We start from the raw sequence: 16,453 nt of genomic DNA, 5'->3' as shown, positions 1-16,453 counted from the left end.
CAGACACCTTTGTAGGTGCAGAGATACTKAATTCGTCCAAGCCGTCCTCACTGGCAACAACCATTGCACGCTTCAAGCCGAGTGCTTGCAACGATTGTGCTAACATCTCCGTCTTGGTTCTGTCGAAAACCCCAAGGACTTGGCGATCTGCTCCAGCAGGATTCGTTAACGGTCCCAGCAAATTGAAAACCGTTCTAAAGCCAAGTTCTTTACGAGGTGCTGCAACATGCTTCATCGATTGATGATAGGCCTGTGCGAACATAAAGCAAATACCAGTACGCTCAAGGCATTTCGCAGCTTGTTCCCCGCTCAGTGTAATCTTAACGCCAAGCGCTTCTAAGACATCCGCACTACCACTTTTACTCGACATCGCTCTATTGCCATGCTTCGCTACTCGGATACCGCCTGCTGATGCTACAATGGCAGCTGTCGTTGAGATATTGAACGTATCAGCACCATCTCCACCTGTTCCACACGTATCAAGTAGGTCACTTTGGTGTACGTTCACTTGCACAGCTTTGCTTCGCATCGTCTCCGCAAACCCAGTAATCTCTTCAAAGGTTTCCCCTTTGATACGAAGAGCCGTCAACAAACTGCCGATTTGTGCTTGTGTTGCCTCTCCATCCATAATCTCAGACATAACACTACGCGCTTCTTCACGGGATAAATGATTGCCGCTAATTACTTTACCAAGAGCTTGCTGTATCGAAATTGTTCCACTCATGTTCTTCCATGCCCCTTCCTTCTATGAGTTAACAAAATAATCTTTGTTAATATCGCTAACAGGTCTTGGCTCAGGACTGAACATGGCTTCTGCCATACGAATTGATTTCAGCAAAGCCGTCGCTTTGTTCACGGTTTCTTGATATTCACTCTCAGGTACAGAATCCCAAACGATTCCTGCTCCTGCTTGCACATAGGCCTTACCTTTTTTGAACACAATCGTCCGGATCGTGATACAAGTGTCCAAATTCCCGGAAAATCCTAGATAACCAATTGCCCCTGCGTAAGAACCGCGTGACTCTGGCTCCAGTTCAGCAATAATGCCCATCGCTCTCAGCTTCGGTGCTCCAGACACCGTGCCTGCAGGCATACAGGAAAGAAAAGCATCGAAGAAATCCTTATCCTTGGCAATTTTGCCAGACACATTGGAAACGATATGCATTACGTGTGAGTAGCGTTCAATGTCCATGAACGTATCACATTTGACCGTCCCGAATTCGGAGACACGCCCGATATCATTTCGACCTAAATCAACCAACATCAAATGCTCTGCACGTTCTTTCTCGTCGGCCAGCAACTCCAACTCAAGTGCGTGATCTTCCTCTGGTGTTTTCCCTCTAGGTCTTGTTCCAGCAATCGGCCGCGTCTCAACTTTTTCTTCCTCCACTCGTACTAGCAACTCAGGAGACGTTCCAACGATAACCTCGTCGTCCATTTTCAGCACATACATATAAGGAGACGGATTCATTGTTCGAAGCACTCGATACACCTGTAAAGGAGAAACCGTTGTTTCCATTTCAAAACGCTGCGAGAGCACGACTTGGAAAATATCGCCGGCACGAATGTATTCCTTTGCTTTGTTCACATTGGCAATGAACTTATCTTTCGTAATATTGGAGCGAATTTCACCCAAATCTGGTTCTGACACGATCGGGTTGTGCGTCATCGTATCGGAACTAAGAGGCCGTTTAATTTTCTCAATAGTGGCATCGATTTTCTCACAGGTTGCTTGATACGCTTTCGCGATATCCGCATCTGTTGCGAATTGGGGAACATGTAGGTTTGCGATCACTTTGATCTGTTGTTTGAAGTGATCAAAGACGATGACCTGATCGCAAAACATGAATTGAATATCATTCATTTGTAAGTCATCAATCTGATGAGCCGGTAGTTTCTCGTAGTATTGCAATAAATCGTATCCGAAGAATCCAACCGCACCACCCGTAAAGCGTGGAAGATCAGCAAGCTGAGGGCTGGAGTAGGAACGAAGGTAAGCCTTCAACACTTCGATCGGTTTCTCATCTGTGATTTTTTTCTCGGACCCCGTTTCGACCGTTGTTTTTCCATGCTTCGCCGTGATCATCAAGAATGGATCGCTGCCTAAGAAGGAATAACGCGCCCATTTCACTCCTCCCTCTACACTTTCTAAAAGGAAGGCACGAGGCTCTTGATATAAATGTTGGAATACACGTATTGGCGTCTCGGTATCAGCTAGTAAATGACGCACCACTGGAATCAGATTATAATCTTTGGACAAACGAATGACTTCTTGTAATTCAGGTGTATACATGGAAACATCCCCTCTCAGCTTGTGAGCTACTCGCGGTCTGCGGCGCTCAAAACTCTATTCGAATACAAAAAAACCTCTACCAGGGGTAGAGGTTGACTTTAGTTTCAGTAGACGATCAGGATGAATGTGAAAAAAAGAAATTAAAAGCTGGGTATGAACAAATAGACGATCCCCCTCTGGGAACGATCCAATGGTCATATAGCTACTTTACTTTTTCTCATCTCAACTCGGCTCTGCTCTACTCGACTAAACTCTGCTCTACTAACCTAAACTCATCTAATTTCACTATACTACCGGGTAGCTTCATTTGTCAATTTAACAATATCAGGACGAAGTGCTTTCGCTTCTTTCAAGTACACATGGTTCATCTCCGCTTGGGTTTTGGTTGTGTTTACCTGAACCATCAAACGAATACATTTCGGCAATGCGTTCTCAACAGGCACTTCCAAAGAACACATCAACGGTACTAGCTCCCAGCCTACTAGAGAGCGAATCGCTACTGCTGGAAATATCGCTGTAATATCTGCTGTTACAGTGATGAAAACAGATCCAATATCTTCCGGACGAAAATCATTCGTCTCTACAATTGCTTGTAGAAGCTCACTCGTTGCAGTAAGAATTTCTTCTGCATCATTCTGTTGAACTGTTGTCGCGCCACGAATTCCCCTTAAGTACATCGGTTATTTCTCCCCTTTTAGAAGGTCAACAATTTCTCTCACTTGCTGTGAGGTAACATCCTTACGGATCTCGACTTTACCAATTTCAGTTGGGATGATATACACCATCGAACCTTCTTTGAATTTCTTATCATGCATCATAGCACTCATAATGCGATCTGTGTCCAAATGTGACGGTATGCTCACCGGCAATCCGTATTTCACAAACAAACCTCTCGTCACTGTATGAATGTCCTCACTGTAGCCAAACTGCTGGGCAAGCTTTGCCGCACCGACCATCCCAATAGCAATGGCCTCACCATGCAACAACTCACCGTAGCCCGCTACGGCTTCTAATGCATGACCGATCGTATGTCCGAGATTTAATATCGCACGGAGATCATTCTCACGTTCGTCCTGCGATACCACGATCGCTTTCACCTGACAACCTATGTAAAGCGCATAACTTAACGCTTCTGGATCTAACCCTAACAGTTTGTCTGCGTTTTCATCGCACCACTGTGTGAAAGCAGCATCCCAGATCAAGCCATGCTTGATCACTTCCGACAGGCCTGCCTTCACTTCGCGCTCAGGCAAAGTCAACAGCAAGTCGATGTCGAAGAGGACTAGCTCCGGCTGGTGGAACGCCCCGATGATATTCTTCGCCATCGGGTGATTGACCGCTACCTTGCCGCCGACAGAACTGTCGTGGGCAAGGATGGTCGTCGGGATCTGCACGAAGCGGATCCCGCGCATGAAGCTCGCCGCAGCGAAGCCGGCGAGATCGCCGACCACGCCTCCTCCGAGGGCTATGATCGCAGAATTGCGATCAAGGCCCGCCTGGAGGGCGGCGGTTACGATTCCCTCGAGCTGCGCGAGGGATTTGGATGTTTCGCCTGCGGGCACGACGCAGGCCGTCGCGGCGAAGCCGCCGTCACGGAGCAGCGTCAGGACGCGCTCCAAGTGCAAGGCCGCCACCGATTCATCGGTGACGATGAGCAGTGGCGACTTGCGGCTGAGCTTCGCGCGATCGAACAGTGCCGAGATATTGGTAAGAATGCCTTGGCCAATATATATGGGATAAGACCGTTCACCAAGCTCTACGGTAAGTTCTCTCATCTTAGTAGTTCTCCACTTGTTTGAGGAAATTCGCTAAGTTCGTGCGGATTTCTTCGATGGAGTCTCCGCCGAATTTATCTAAGAAAGCATTAGCCACTTCCCAAGCGATGACATTCTCCATGATCACGCCTGCTGCTGGCACTGCACAAGTATCGGAACGCTCCACCTGGGCTGTAAATACTTCTTTCGTATCGATATCTACACTTTGCAAAGGCTTGTACAAAGTCGAAATTGGCTTCATTACTCCGCGAACGATGATTTGCTCGCCTGTCGTCATTCCGCCTTCGAATCCACCTGCACGATTCGTTCTGCGTCTAAAGCCAGTTTCTTGCGTATACAGAATCTCATCATGCACGTTCGAGCCTCTGCGCTCTGCAGCTTCGAAACCGATTCCGAATTCCACACCTTTGAAAGCTTGAATGGAAAGCACGGCTTGTGCAATTTTGCCATCCAATTTGCGGTCCCACTGTACGTGGCTTCCAAGTCCAACGGGTACACCTTCGATAATGACTTCCACGATACCACCCAATGTATCGCCATCTTCTTTGGCAGCATCGATTGCGGCAATCATTTTCGCTTCTGCTTCTTTATCAACAACACGTACTGGTGAGTCTTCTGTAATCCGAATAAGTTCATCAACAGGAAGCTCTTGACGTTCTACTTCAACATCACCAATGCGGATAACTTGTCCTGCTACTTTAATCCCGAACTCAGCTAGCAATTGACGAGCAACAGCCCCAGTGGCTACACGCATCGTTGTTTCACGAGCACTTGATCTTTCCAAAATATTACGCAAATCTTTTTGATTATATTTGAGGCCGCCATTTAAATCTGCATGTCCAGGACGAGGACGGTTCACACGGCGTTTGCCTTCGTTATCTTCTTCAACGGGTTCAATCCCCATAAYCGAAGTCCAATGTTTCCAATCATTGTTCACGACGACTAATGCGATTGGCGCACCCGTTGTTTTACCATGACGCACGCCACCTGCAATGGTAGCTGTATCTTTCTCAATTTGCATCCGACGACCACGACCATAGCCTTTTTGACGTCTATGTAATTGATGGTTTAAGTCTTCAAAGTTAAGGTTTACATTACTTGGAAACCCTTCAATAATCGCAGTGAGCTGCGGGCCATGCGTTTCACCTGCTGTTAAATATCTCACAATCCGTTACCCCCTAAGAATTTTACGAAGAACATCGAACTCCGTATATGAACATAATAGTATGGAAAAACCGAGCCTACTTACTACATGTGCTACGAAAAAAAGCTGCAGCACCAAGCACTTTAGCGCTTTGACGCGCGATTATCTGTTGTCATTATAGTATAGCTACTCAGGTTTGGCAACAACTCAAATGCAAAAACACGCTTCGCAGGTCAGGGACAAACCCTTCCGCGTAAGCGTGTCATCATCTAGACAGGAACTAGTATTATCCGTGCATAGGTTGCTTCTGGACGACCCTCGGAGGCTCACAAAGCTGAGGATCATTCATAAGACCCGTAATTTGTGAGGAATCAACTCCTAAAATTTGAGCACATTCTTGAATGGAAATCATTCCTCTGCGATAAGCGGTAATCACCTTGCGTTTGTCCATGATAGCCCCCTAAGCGTGTATGCATTGTTCAAAGCCTGTTGTCTCTCCTTCACTTTGAACTGCTACATCTTAGTATTGGAAAATAAGGAAGTTCTTATACTCCTTTCTTCCGATAAAAGAACGTTTCAKCCGCTTCCAAATCATATTGACCAGGTGAAAAAATCTGTTCTGTCGAGCCTACGAAAAGCAGACCGCCTGGTTTAAGGGCTTTGGCAAACTTCTGGTACAGCACATGCTTGGCTTCTTCTGTGAAATAAATGATGACATTACGGCACACGATAAGATCGTAACCGCTATCGAATGTATCAACAAGCAAATTTTGTTTCTGAAATTTGACTGACTTTTTGAGTTCTTCCGAAACATGAAACATTAAGCCATCCTGTTTAAAATATTTCTTCACATAATTAGCTGGTACATCACGCACGGAACGATCCAAGTACATCCCTTTACGTGCTTTCTCTATAGCACCATCGTCAATATCTGACGCATGTAGGCTCGTCTCAGCCAACGCACCTTGCTCAGCTAAAATCATAGCTAGTGTGTACGGTTCTTCACCTGTGGAGCAGGCTGCACTCCAAATTTTCAATCGGCGATTCCGCTTCAGCATCTCTGGTATAAATTTCTGTTCGACAAGCTCCCAACGATTCGGGTTCCTCCAAAATTCAGAAACATTGATCGTCATCCGATCCAAAAACTCATAGAACAGTTCCTTGTCCTTCATCATCGCTTCAAAAAAAGAAATAAAAGTATTGTAACCCCGCTTCAATCGCAAGGTAGTTAATCGTCTCTTCATTTGCGCTTCCTTATACAACGCAAGATCAATGGACGTGTGTTCCTTTATTTTTTTAATAAACAACAAAAAATCTTGATCCTCCATGCTGTCCACCCACCTTGATCAATATGTACCTTGATACATTCTGTGTGGATTWACCAAATTCCTTCATAAAAAAACAAAAAGAACCTGTATCGTATCAGATAACAGATTCTTGCAGTGAGAGATTAGATCCATTCTTGTATGTTTTTTGAATACGTAAAAATTTCGTTTGGCTGAAAAAAGTTATTAATTTCACGCTCAGCACTTTCAGGTGAATCAGACCCATGAATCAGGTTGAGATTCGTATGTACAGCATAATCACCGCGAATGGTTCCAGGTGCGGCTTCCAATGAATTCGTTTTGCCAATCATAGTTCGCGACAACGCGATAACTTGATCACCATGCCATACCATCGCAAAAACAGGTCCTGATGTAATAAAATTCACAAGTCTTTCAAAAAAATCTTTACCTTTATGCTCTGCATAGTGGATCTCGGCTTGTTCTCGGGAAATAACCGTCAACTTGCTGCCAATCAATTGAAAACCTTTCTGTTCAAACCGTTTTACAATCTCGCCAACAAGCCCCCGTTGTACACCATCTGGTTTAACCATGAGAAATGTTTTTTCCATTGAAAGACTACCTCCTTTAAGTTTTCGCCAGAAAACCGACTTCGTAAGCATCCACTTAAGTTTTCGTCAGTAAACTGGTTAATACGATCGATTCCCGATAAAATGAGCGATTTCGATGAGATCTTTCTTTGCTTGGTAATCCGGCAGTGTGTCTAATGACGAAATCGCTTTATCGATATATACCTGGGAAAGTCGATCGGCTTCCTTGATGCCAGCACTGCCACGAATCATTTCTAAGAATCGACTTACATCCGTTTGTCCATCCAGTTTATGTATTCGATCAAGTTCTGTCAATATCATTGGCTTTAAAACTGGATCTTGCAGGGTCAAGATCACTGGCAACGTAATATTCCCTTGCTTGACGTCACTTCCGGGCGGTTTCCCGATCTGTTTCTCGGTACCTGTTAAATCCAGAATATCATCCCTAATTTGGAAGGCCATACCTACATTATATCCAAAATTATACAACTTAGTGCTTACCCAGTCAGGAGCGCCTGAAGCCATCGCGCCTAATTGACAGGAGATTGCTATTAATAACGCAGTTTTGCGTCGAATGCGAAGTAAATAGTCACGAATGGTTTGCTCGGAATGAAAGAAAAAACGAATTTGTTCCATTTCTCCAATGGACATTTCAACAATTGCTTTTGACATGATTTGGTGAACTCTCGGGTCCTGAATCTGAGTAATCACACCTAGTGCTCTTGCAAAAATATAATCCCCAGTAAACATAGCAATACGATTATCCCATTTGGAGCGAACTGTCAATTGACCACGTCGTGTGTTCGCATCGTCAATAACATCATCATGCACAAGAGATGCCATGTGAATAAGCTCTAATGGCACTGCTACATTTTTCATCGTTTGGAGTTCATAATGACCAAATTCACCAGAAAGAAGAACGAAAACGGGTCTAATCCGTTTTCCTCCMGCTTTAAGTAGATGAATCGAAGTTTCTCTTAGTAAAGAGTGATCGTTATTCACACTTTCTTCCAGCTCTTTCTCTATCGCTGAAATATCTCTTCTTTTTCTTGCATATATATCCAACAAATTTTTCATTCGGTCACCCGTGCCACTTTAGTATCTTCCCAAATGCCAATCTGAACTGGCTTCGGTAAGAAACCAAGTTCAAAACAGTACTGATAGTAAGAATTAAGACCATCCCACTGCTCAGCCGCGAAATCATAACACAATGTATGAAAATAATGATGCCAATAGTCGGAAGTACCACCCACGGTAGCTTGTGCCTCTTCAATCATATACGTTGGCTCCCGATGAGCCTTTTCCTTACTTGCCTTAAATGCTTCAAAAATAGTAGTTACAAGCTCTGGATAGGCACGAATCGTTTCTTTGCGGATTGCCCAGACAGCGAACGACATCCATTTCCCCGTCCATTTGGCCCATTCTTGACCGAGGTCTGTAATCATATACTTTTGATTCCGCCAGCTTTCCTTAATGGCATCATCCCCAATGAGAAGAGCAGCATCTGCTCCCTCCATCATTTGATCTAGATTTGGCTTCGCATATTCATACGTCGGTTTACCATTATAAAATTTTTCTATAATAATTTTAAGTAAATTGACAGAAGTCGCAGACGTCGTAGGTAAAATGATTTTCCCGTTCACGATTTCTCGTAATGGTTTGTCATGGAAAAGTAGAATCGAGTTGACTTCACCATAGGAGCTAACGGATAAATCCGGGAAAAGCATATACTCTTCAAAAAATTGACCGTATGAAAAAGAAGATATGGGCCCCATATCAATTTGGCCTTCAGCCATTGCTTTATTAAGAGATGTGGGTACCTGTTCAATAATATCGACATCTGAACTATTCATCAGTTCAGGAAAATAATAATAGATCGGCCACACGTTTGTATAATTGATTCGACCTATTCGGATTTTAGGGTCTAGGTTGCTCATCAATATCTCCCCATCTGCGGTACAAGGAATGATCAATCTCCATGCTATCCATTACTTTACCTACCAAAAAGTCAACCATCTCATCGATTGAGCGCGGACGATTATAGAAGGCTGGCATAGCCGGTATCATTCGCACACCCATTCTTGTTAGGGTAAGCATATTTTCTAAATGTATAGCATGCAAAGGTGTTTCCCTTGGCACCAGAATTAATTTTCTTCCTTCTTTTAACATGACGTCCGCGGTACGCTCAAGCAAGTTATCGGACGATCCATGCGCAATGYCAGATAACGTGCCCATCGAGCACGGAATCACAACCATCCCTCTGGTTTGAAAAGAACCACTTGCCACGGTCGCACCAATATTCGCTACGGGATGATACTCATACGAGMCTGCTCGTCCACCGAAGTGCTTCTCAAGTACCTCTTGACGTTTTGTAACACTCCAGTCATGTTCATCCTGCAGAACACGCCAACCCGCATCTGTAATAATAAGATGCACATCTAAACCAAGATCCAACAATACTTCACATAATCGTACGCCGTAGATCGCTCCACTCGCACCCGAAATTCCAACGACCCAGTTTCCGTTGCTCATGAGTGCTTACTCACAAGTACATCAAGTAATGTGAAAGTAAACATGACTAAACTCAATACACCATTCATCGTGAAGAAAGCCGTGTTTAATTTGGACAAATCCTGCGGAGTAACGAGTCTATGTTCTTTAAACAGCAATATATAAGCAATAACAAGACCCACCAAATACAACCAACTCAGATGCGTGATGAAAAATAAGGAGACTAAACCGATTGCAGTTAAGACATGCAGTACGCGTGCTGTTAGTAGTGCTGCTTTAATGCCAAATCGACTTGGCAATGAGTGCAACCCTTCTTTGCGATCAAACTCGGCATCCTGGCAAGCATATATAAGATCGAAACCAGCACTCCAGCATGCAACTGTTAGGAAAAAGATGATCGACGACCATGTAAATTGACCTGTAACTGCAATCCAACCGCCAAGCGGGGCAAGCCCCAAGGTTAAGCCCAGTACAAAATGGCATGTCCAAGTAAACCTTTTGGTATAGGAATATATCACAAGAAAGAACACGGCAATGGGTAGAAGCTTCATGGACAAAGCACTTAAGTGATAGGTTGCCCAGAAAAGAACTGCAAACGAGATGATGATATAGAGAATAACTTGCGGTATTGAAATGAGCCCGGCAGGAATTGCTCGATTCTCTGTTCTTGGATTACGCTTGTCAATGGCTTGGTCAATTACACGATTCAATGCCATCGCGGCCGTGCGTGCACCTACCATAGCTAAGGTGATCCAACCGATCTGCGCCCAGCTAGGTAAGTGTCCCTGCCATACAACGGAACCGAGAATAGCTCCCATGAAAGCAAATGGCAAAGCAAACACACTGTGTTCGAATTTAATCATTTCGAGAAAAATCTTTAGTTTAGTAAACATATGTGAATTACACTCCTGATTTCTTATTACCTTTTGTCCCTACATGTAGCGCCRCTACACCACCGAAGAGTGGATGCGCCTGTACGTGATCCAAACCATTCTTCGAGAAGATGGCCGCGAGTTGCTTATGATCTGGAAACGAAATTAATGATTCCGGTAACCACTTATATTGCTCATATTTCTTAACAATCAATTTACCGAGGAACGGCATGATATGTCGGAAATATACATAATAGATGGACTTAAATGGCTGCCATGTTGGTTTGGATAGCTCTAAAGACACAACTAGCCCTCCGGGCTTAACGACACGTTGCATTTCTCGAATGACTTGTTCGAGATCGGGCACATTACGCAAAGCAAACCCGATTGTAGCAAAGTCAAACGTATTGTCGTCAAACGGAAGACTCATCGCATTTCCTTGTATAAGTTCGACCTGCTGATCCAAGTGCTGTTGTTTTATTTTCTCGGCACCAATATCCAACATGTTTTGGCTGAAATCCAATCCAACCATTTTCCCAGTTCTACTAGCTTGAGCAAGACTAATGGTCCAGTCACAAGTTCCACAACACAAATCGATTGCTGTAGCCCCAGGCTGTACATTCATCTTCTTCATTGCAAATTTACGCCATGCTTTGTGACGATTAAAACTAATGATATTATTCATCAAGTCATATTTAGGTGCGATGCTTTCAAAAACACCATGTACAAATTCTTCTTTACTTTTCGCTTTTTTATTTTCACTATTCGTATTGCTTACACTCATTCCCCAGGTCCCCTTAAATTTCTTCTAACACTTTAGGATGTTCCMCAGCAAATCGTAAAAAGGGCTCTCCCATGTGAAAGAGTTCACTTTGTAGCATATCCGATTCAAGCTTCTTTACAAAGTCCTGCAATTGCTTCGTTTGAATGTTCAGCAATTGATACAACTGTGAAGAAATATTGTATTTATGTAGAAGTGTACGAACCTTCGTCGTATCTACCTCTTCACCTTGCAATAGCTTCCGCTCTTCTCGTGTGCCGTGCTGGCTAATATRCCAATAACCCCAACTGCCTCTGAACTTAGAAATGGCTTCAATCCGGAAAATTTCTGTGAACAACAGTTCACATCTCACAAAGCCTCTCAGAATTTCAGGCCATGCTTGTTTGTTATGACCAAACATGACTTCTGAAAAAGACAAAAAAAGCTGAGATTTAATTTCCACCGTGAGGTGAATGTAATCTTCTGCCGTCATTTTCAGCTGTTTCATTTTCGTGTAGCTGGTCATCTTTAAGCGATTTACTTCACAGATTGCATTTGAAAGTTGCTTAATCATATCGATCTGCCCTGTTTTAGCTAGTAGATGATAAAATCTCGCACTAAAGTAATCTCCTGCAAGCACTTTTAACTGCCGTGATCTTGATGCCTTCTTCTCCTTGACTTCATTGGACACTGTCACAAGATCATGAGTATCGAGTCCTAGCTGCACAAGTCCTGTTGCTAAAGTAAATAATTCACTTAATGAGCTTAGTTTGTTATTTTCATTCAAGAATGCAAACAACAGACGTGTGCGCAACTCGGGAAAATCGGGCAAGTCTGTGTGAATTTGGATCATATCATACTCCGTGTACTGCTTAGCGATCTCAGGGATCCGATAAGAATTCATGCAAAAGCCTCCGTAACCGTATGCCAAATATCATTTAATGAAACTGGATGTCTCAATCCAAATTATTATAGCATAACACGTTAATAGAAGCACAATAAATTATAGGGGATACTTTTGTTGCCACTTGGAGGTGTACGTGATGCGAAATCGGTTCTGAAGCTCTTGCTCCAATTGAATTAAACTAAGCTCTGACGGCTTCTTCTCCATATCTTCGCCGAATTCACGCTGTGCAACCATAGCCAAGACAAGCTGAGTGGAAGCTGTATTGGTCGGGCCGGAATAGTCAATAATGCGTACCCACACTTGATCGACATTTTTAGTTTTGACTAGCATGGTCTGTGCAATTGTATACAAATCACGATATACCGCAATCGTCTCCGCATTTTTGGGCAAACTTAAATCAAGAGACAACCGCGACGTACTCAGCTCTACTTTCCGTATTCGGAGCTGCAGTGGAATTTGAACCAGAAGATCAGCTAAGTTATTTTCGGTGAGCTGTCCCCCTCGATTATTGGACCATGTGTAGGCAGATCCTAAGCCTGATGAAAGATCCATCTTTGGTAACATGGATAGACTAATCGCAACAACAACTGAAATCCCTAGTGTGATTACAATACGCATTGACCATTTCACAATCAACACCCCCTAAGCATATGCAGGAGCCAAATAACCAACAGGTTATCCAAATAAACAAGTCCTATACACCATTGTACATAGAAAAAAAGCAGGCTATGCCTGCTTTTCTGAAAATACATGTATTCTGTTGTTCCATACGATAACTTGGATGTATTTCTTGTTAAACACATACGTCCAAGAAGGCCGTTGTAGCCGTTTATGGGGATAATCTCTTATTCTTCTGTATCGATTGTACCAAACTTGGTCATAATCAAAGCTTTGCCTCTTACTTTAACCGCGGATGTATGCTCAGTGAACTGAGCAATCATAACTTCACCCTTGTCTAGTTTCTCTGTATGATGAAAACGTGTGTCTTGTCCACGAGTTAATCCAATCACATGAACACCATTATCTTTCGCTTTAATCACAAAATACTCGTTACCGTTCGAGTTTGTTTGATCTGGTTTATTCGATTGTTCCATATCCATCCTCCGCCCTTCCCTAACCTAAATCCCTTACCTAATGATGCCAAAAAAAGCAACTGGAAGTCAACATGTACTAGCTAGTTAATTCAGAAGGTGCTGTTGTTGCGCTTTTCCTATAAAATCGTTTGAACTTCGCTGGCAATGCATGCTTTGATCCTAAGCGAATAAGAAGATCCGTCAATTTAACGGTTCCATAGGCGAATAACATGCCTGCGATCACATCGATCAGCCAATGAATTTGCAAATACAGCGTCGAAAATATAATAGCCGAACAATACGTGACCATCATGTATTTGAAGATGCGATCCTTCTCCCGCAGTGCAAGCAGCAGCATTGCAAACGAAATGGACGTATGCATACTAGGAAAGCAATTCATAACTGCTACTAATAAGGAGTTTTCATCCGCAAACACACGATGAAGTAAATCAGGCTGCTTATTTACATACCATACTTCATGAAGCAGAATCAAATTATAAAAAGGCAAAATAAGCGGAAATTGCAGCATATGTCCTGAAAGCGCGTAAGACAACATTTTTTTGATACTACGCGTCCAGAAGCTGCGAACAATACAGATCCAAAGTGAAAGCACAAAACCATAGTTGTACACCCATACCATTGCTCTATCCAAAAATGGTGTTGAAATCCACCTTGCCCATCCCCCCGTATTCAACGGGATCACGTTCATGTAGCTGTCCCACCGCCAGGGATGCCGATTATTTTCAAACATCCAGTTCGCAATTTTCCACCAAAATCCATTGCCTGTCCCATAAAAATAATAAAAAACACCTAATAGTGGAATGCCTATAAGAAAAAAGCGTTTCCAATCTACATCGATCTGATCCTTCCGTACGCCTAATAAGCAGATACACAGTAATATCCAACATTCTTTACTCCAATTACCCACCGTACCAATTTGCCAAATCAAGAAAATAGAAGCAATTATACCGAACATTGTCCAATCCAGTGACTTTATAAGCTCATTCAACTTCAATTTAGTCAACCTTGTACCCCCTACGTAATCCAAGAGATTCCATCATATGAATGCTAATTCGGTTGGTTTCATGGCATTAGAAAAAGACATCGAACACCGATGTCTCTGTCATAATCGGAGTAACACGATTCGAACGTGCGACCTCACCCACCCCAAGGGTGCGCGCTACCAGGCTGCGCCATACCCCGTCATGTTTACAGCCAATAATAACGCATTCACTTTTGTTAGTATAGTAGGAGAATTTCAAATTGTAAAGCCATTTTCAGGCAAAACAAATAAAGCCGTTACCCGCATTTCGCGGCCACGGCTTTATAATTATGTAACGTTCAATCCTATGTATAAATACAAATTATTGAATGCCATCTTTAAGTGCTTTACCAGGTTTGAAAGCTGGGATTTTGCTAGCTGGGATATCAATTTCTCCACCAGTCTGTGGATTGCGTCCTTTACGAGCAGAACGTTCACGAACTTCGAAGTTACCAAATCCAACCAATTGTACTTTATCTCCACCTTGCAATGCTTCAGAAATTGCATCAAAAACAGCATCTACTGCTTTCGTTGCGTCTTTCTTGGAAAGCTCAGATGTTTCCGCAACTTTGTTGATCAATTCAGATTTATTCATGCCATTCACCTCCCCCCAAAATTTCTCACTACCGTTACTTCCTGTTTTCACCGTTTTCCTAGAAATTATACATAAACTTCTGAAAAATCGTTGATTTTCTAAGCAAAATGAACTTTGAAAGCAGACGAATAAATTCATAGTAATACACTCAGGGAGCAATTTCAAGTATCTATTTCCATTTTATGTGGGACTTTCCGCTATTAAACGACAAAAAACACCCTTTCGGATGTTTTTTGTCCACATTTCCTTACAAAATAATGGCGATTAAGCCTCCAGAGCCTTCGTTAATAATACGTCCAAGCGTTTCTTGAAGTTTGTATCTTGCATTATCTGGCATTTGGGCAAGCTTGCCTTGTATGCCTTCTCGCACAATCGAATGCAGTGATCTTCCAAAAATATCGGACTCCCAAATCTTGAGCGGATTATCCTCAAAATCCYGCATGAGATAACGTACCAGCTCTTCACTTTGCTTCTCTGTTCCGATAATCGGTGAGAACTCGGATTCTACATCCACTCGAATCATATGAATCGAAGGTGCTGTAGCTCTTAGACGTACACCGAATCTGGAGCCTTGACGGATTAACTCAGGCTCATCTAACGCCATCTCAGCAAGTGTAGGAGGCGCTATCCCATACCCGGTTGTTTTGACCATCTCAAGAGCTTCAGCGAATTGATCATATTCCCTTTTCGCATGTGTGAAATCCTGCATAAGCTGGAGAAGATGATCCTTCCCGCGAATCTCAACACCAACGACTTCGACGAGAATACGATCATAGAGTTCATCTGGTGCAAAGAGGTCAATTTCTGCTACACCTTGCCCCATATTCAGCCCTGCTAAGGCAGCCTTGTCGATAAACTCATATTCAGCAAATTGACTGACAACACGATCAACATCGCGTAAGCGTCTGATATCCTGTACTGTATCGCGAACGGATGCTTCGAACTGTGTCCGCAGCCAATGATTCTCATCTAGAACCATAACCCAGCTAGGCAAGTTCACATTCACTTCATGAACCGGGAACTCATACAGGACTTCACGAAGCACGGAGACCATTTCTTCTTCTCCAGCGCTAGCTACACTCATTGTTACAACTGGAACGTCATAGCGGCTTTGCAGCTCGCTGCGCAGCTCAAGTGCAGGCTCACTGTTTGGCTTCTGAGAGTTAATGATCACAATGAACGGCTTCCCGACTTCTTTGAGTTCATTAATAACTCTTTCCTCTGCCAATACATAGGAAGACCGCGGGATTTCCGAAATCGTGCCATCTGTCGTAACCACAACACCCAATGTGGAGTGCTCTTGAATGACTTTCCGTGTTCCGATCTCAGCCGCTTCTTGGAAAGGAATAGGCTCATCGAACCATGGTGTATTGATCATCCGAGGTCCGTTCTCGTCTTCATAGCCTTTGGCGCCATCGACTGCATATCCGACACAATCAACAAGGCGAACGTTTACGTTCAACCCTTCGGCCACAGAAATTTGAACCGCCGTATTCGGTACGAATTTCGGCTCCGTTGTCATAATCGTGCGGCCAGCAGCGCTCTGCGGGAGTTCATCGGTAGCCCGGATCCTATCCGCTTCGCTTTGAATGTTCGGAAGCACTACAG

General features: G+C 43.5%; 19 protein-coding genes and 1 tRNA gene. All 20 read right to left on the bottom strand.

All coding sequences use genetic code 11. The annotated features are described in order from the left end of the window. The coding region (gene trpD, locus AC1DLM_RS32090; protein ID WP_477572247.1) for an anthranilate phosphoribosyltransferase at nt 1-724 on the bottom strand (724 nt) is incomplete at its 3' end. A gap of 21 nt (nt 725-745) precedes the next feature. Continuing rightward, nucleotides 746-2,293, bottom strand: coding sequence for an anthranilate synthase component I (gene trpE, locus AC1DLM_RS32085; RefSeq protein WP_056614334.1), 1,548 nt, complete (start codon nt 2,291-2,293; stop codon nt 746-748). 290 nt (nt 2,294-2,583) lie between these two features. After that, on the bottom strand, nt 2,584-2,970 hold the full coding sequence (gene aroH / locus AC1DLM_RS32080) for a chorismate mutase (RefSeq protein ID WP_441986767.1): 387 nt from the start codon (nt 2,968-2,970) through the stop codon (nt 2,584-2,586). 3 nt (nt 2,971-2,973) lie between these two features. Next, complete coding sequence (gene aroB, locus AC1DLM_RS32075) at nt 2,974-4,068, bottom strand: 3-dehydroquinate synthase (protein WP_441986768.1); 1,095 nt, start codon at nt 4,066-4,068, stop codon at nt 2,974-2,976. A 1-nt stretch (nt 4,069) separates the two neighbouring features. Further along, nucleotides 4,070-5,233: a chorismate synthase gene (gene aroC, locus AC1DLM_RS32070; protein WP_477572246.1), complete on the bottom strand. Its 1,164-nt coding sequence runs from the start codon at nt 5,231-5,233 to the stop codon at nt 4,070-4,072. 265 nt (nt 5,234-5,498) lie between these two features. Beyond that, nucleotides 5,499-5,663, bottom strand: a complete 165-nt coding sequence (locus AC1DLM_RS32065) for a hypothetical protein (RefSeq protein ID WP_164483568.1) — start codon at nt 5,661-5,663, stop codon at nt 5,499-5,501. A 94-nt stretch (nt 5,664-5,757) separates the two neighbouring features. After that, nucleotides 5,758-6,540 (bottom strand): CheR family methyltransferase, encoded by a 783-nt coding sequence (locus AC1DLM_RS32060; RefSeq protein ID WP_477572245.1) that lies wholly within the window; start codon nt 6,538-6,540, stop codon nt 5,758-5,760. Between the two features lie 122 nt (nt 6,541-6,662). Continuing rightward, on the bottom strand, nt 6,663-7,106 hold the full coding sequence (gene ndk / locus AC1DLM_RS32055; protein ID WP_441986771.1) for a nucleoside-diphosphate kinase: 444 nt from the start codon (nt 7,104-7,106) through the stop codon (nt 6,663-6,665). A gap of 78 nt (nt 7,107-7,184) precedes the next feature. Then, nucleotides 7,185-8,162, bottom strand: coding sequence for a polyprenyl synthetase family protein (locus AC1DLM_RS32050; RefSeq protein ID WP_441986772.1), 978 nt, complete (start codon nt 8,160-8,162; stop codon nt 7,185-7,187). Continuing rightward, the gene (locus AC1DLM_RS32045) at nt 8,159-9,022 is read right to left on the bottom strand and encodes a menaquinone biosynthetic enzyme MqnA/MqnD family protein (RefSeq protein WP_477572244.1); all 864 of its coding nucleotides are present in this window, start codon (nt 9,020-9,022) and stop codon (nt 8,159-8,161) included. The genes AC1DLM_RS32050 and AC1DLM_RS32045 overlap by 4 nt, the downstream gene beginning before the upstream one ends. Further along, complete coding sequence (locus tag AC1DLM_RS32040) at nt 9,003-9,617, bottom strand: UbiX family flavin prenyltransferase (protein ID WP_477572243.1); 615 nt, start codon at nt 9,615-9,617, stop codon at nt 9,003-9,005. The genes AC1DLM_RS32045 and AC1DLM_RS32040 overlap by 20 nt, the downstream gene beginning before the upstream one ends. Beyond that, the gene (locus tag AC1DLM_RS32035; RefSeq protein WP_056614378.1) at nt 9,614-10,489 is read right to left on the bottom strand and encodes a UbiA-like polyprenyltransferase; all 876 of its coding nucleotides are present in this window, start codon (nt 10,487-10,489) and stop codon (nt 9,614-9,616) included. Before AC1DLM_RS32035 ends, AC1DLM_RS32040 begins: the two co-directional genes overlap by 4 nt. A 7-nt stretch (nt 10,490-10,496) precedes the next feature. Further along, the gene (locus AC1DLM_RS32030; RefSeq protein WP_477572242.1) at nt 10,497-11,252 is read right to left on the bottom strand and encodes a demethylmenaquinone methyltransferase; all 756 of its coding nucleotides are present in this window, start codon (nt 11,250-11,252) and stop codon (nt 10,497-10,499) included. 13 nt (nt 11,253-11,265) lie between these two features. Continuing rightward, nucleotides 11,266-12,132, bottom strand: coding sequence for a heptaprenyl diphosphate synthase component 1 (locus tag AC1DLM_RS32025; protein ID WP_477572241.1), 867 nt, complete (start codon nt 12,130-12,132; stop codon nt 11,266-11,268). A gap of 99 nt (nt 12,133-12,231) precedes the next feature. Next, nucleotides 12,232-12,765: a hypothetical protein gene (locus tag AC1DLM_RS32020; protein ID WP_441986776.1), complete on the bottom strand. Its 534-nt coding sequence runs from the start codon at nt 12,763-12,765 to the stop codon at nt 12,232-12,234. A gap of 215 nt (nt 12,766-12,980) precedes the next feature. After that, on the bottom strand, nt 12,981-13,229 hold the full coding sequence (gene mtrB, locus AC1DLM_RS32015; protein WP_441986777.1) for a trp RNA-binding attenuation protein MtrB: 249 nt from the start codon (nt 13,227-13,229) through the stop codon (nt 12,981-12,983). 76 nt (nt 13,230-13,305) lie between these two features. Beyond that, nucleotides 13,306-14,232, bottom strand: coding sequence for a phosphatase PAP2 family protein (locus tag AC1DLM_RS32010; protein WP_441986778.1), 927 nt, complete (start codon nt 14,230-14,232; stop codon nt 13,306-13,308). A 105-nt stretch (nt 14,233-14,337) separates the two neighbouring features. After that, nucleotides 14,338-14,411, bottom strand: a tRNA-Pro gene (locus tag AC1DLM_RS32005). A 161-nt stretch (nt 14,412-14,572) separates the two neighbouring features. Further along, nucleotides 14,573-14,845 (bottom strand): HU family DNA-binding protein, encoded by a 273-nt coding sequence (locus AC1DLM_RS32000; protein WP_056614405.1) that lies wholly within the window; start codon nt 14,843-14,845, stop codon nt 14,573-14,575. A gap of 247 nt (nt 14,846-15,092) precedes the next feature. Beyond that, the coding region (gene spoIVA / locus AC1DLM_RS31995; RefSeq protein WP_477572240.1) for a stage IV sporulation protein A at nt 15,093-16,453 on the bottom strand (1,361 nt) is incomplete at its 5' end.

This window comes from Paenibacillus sp. 01T442, assembly GCF_056398345.1.
Note: the sequence above shows the minus strand (reverse complement) of the source record. Positions and strands in the feature narration are given on the sequence as shown.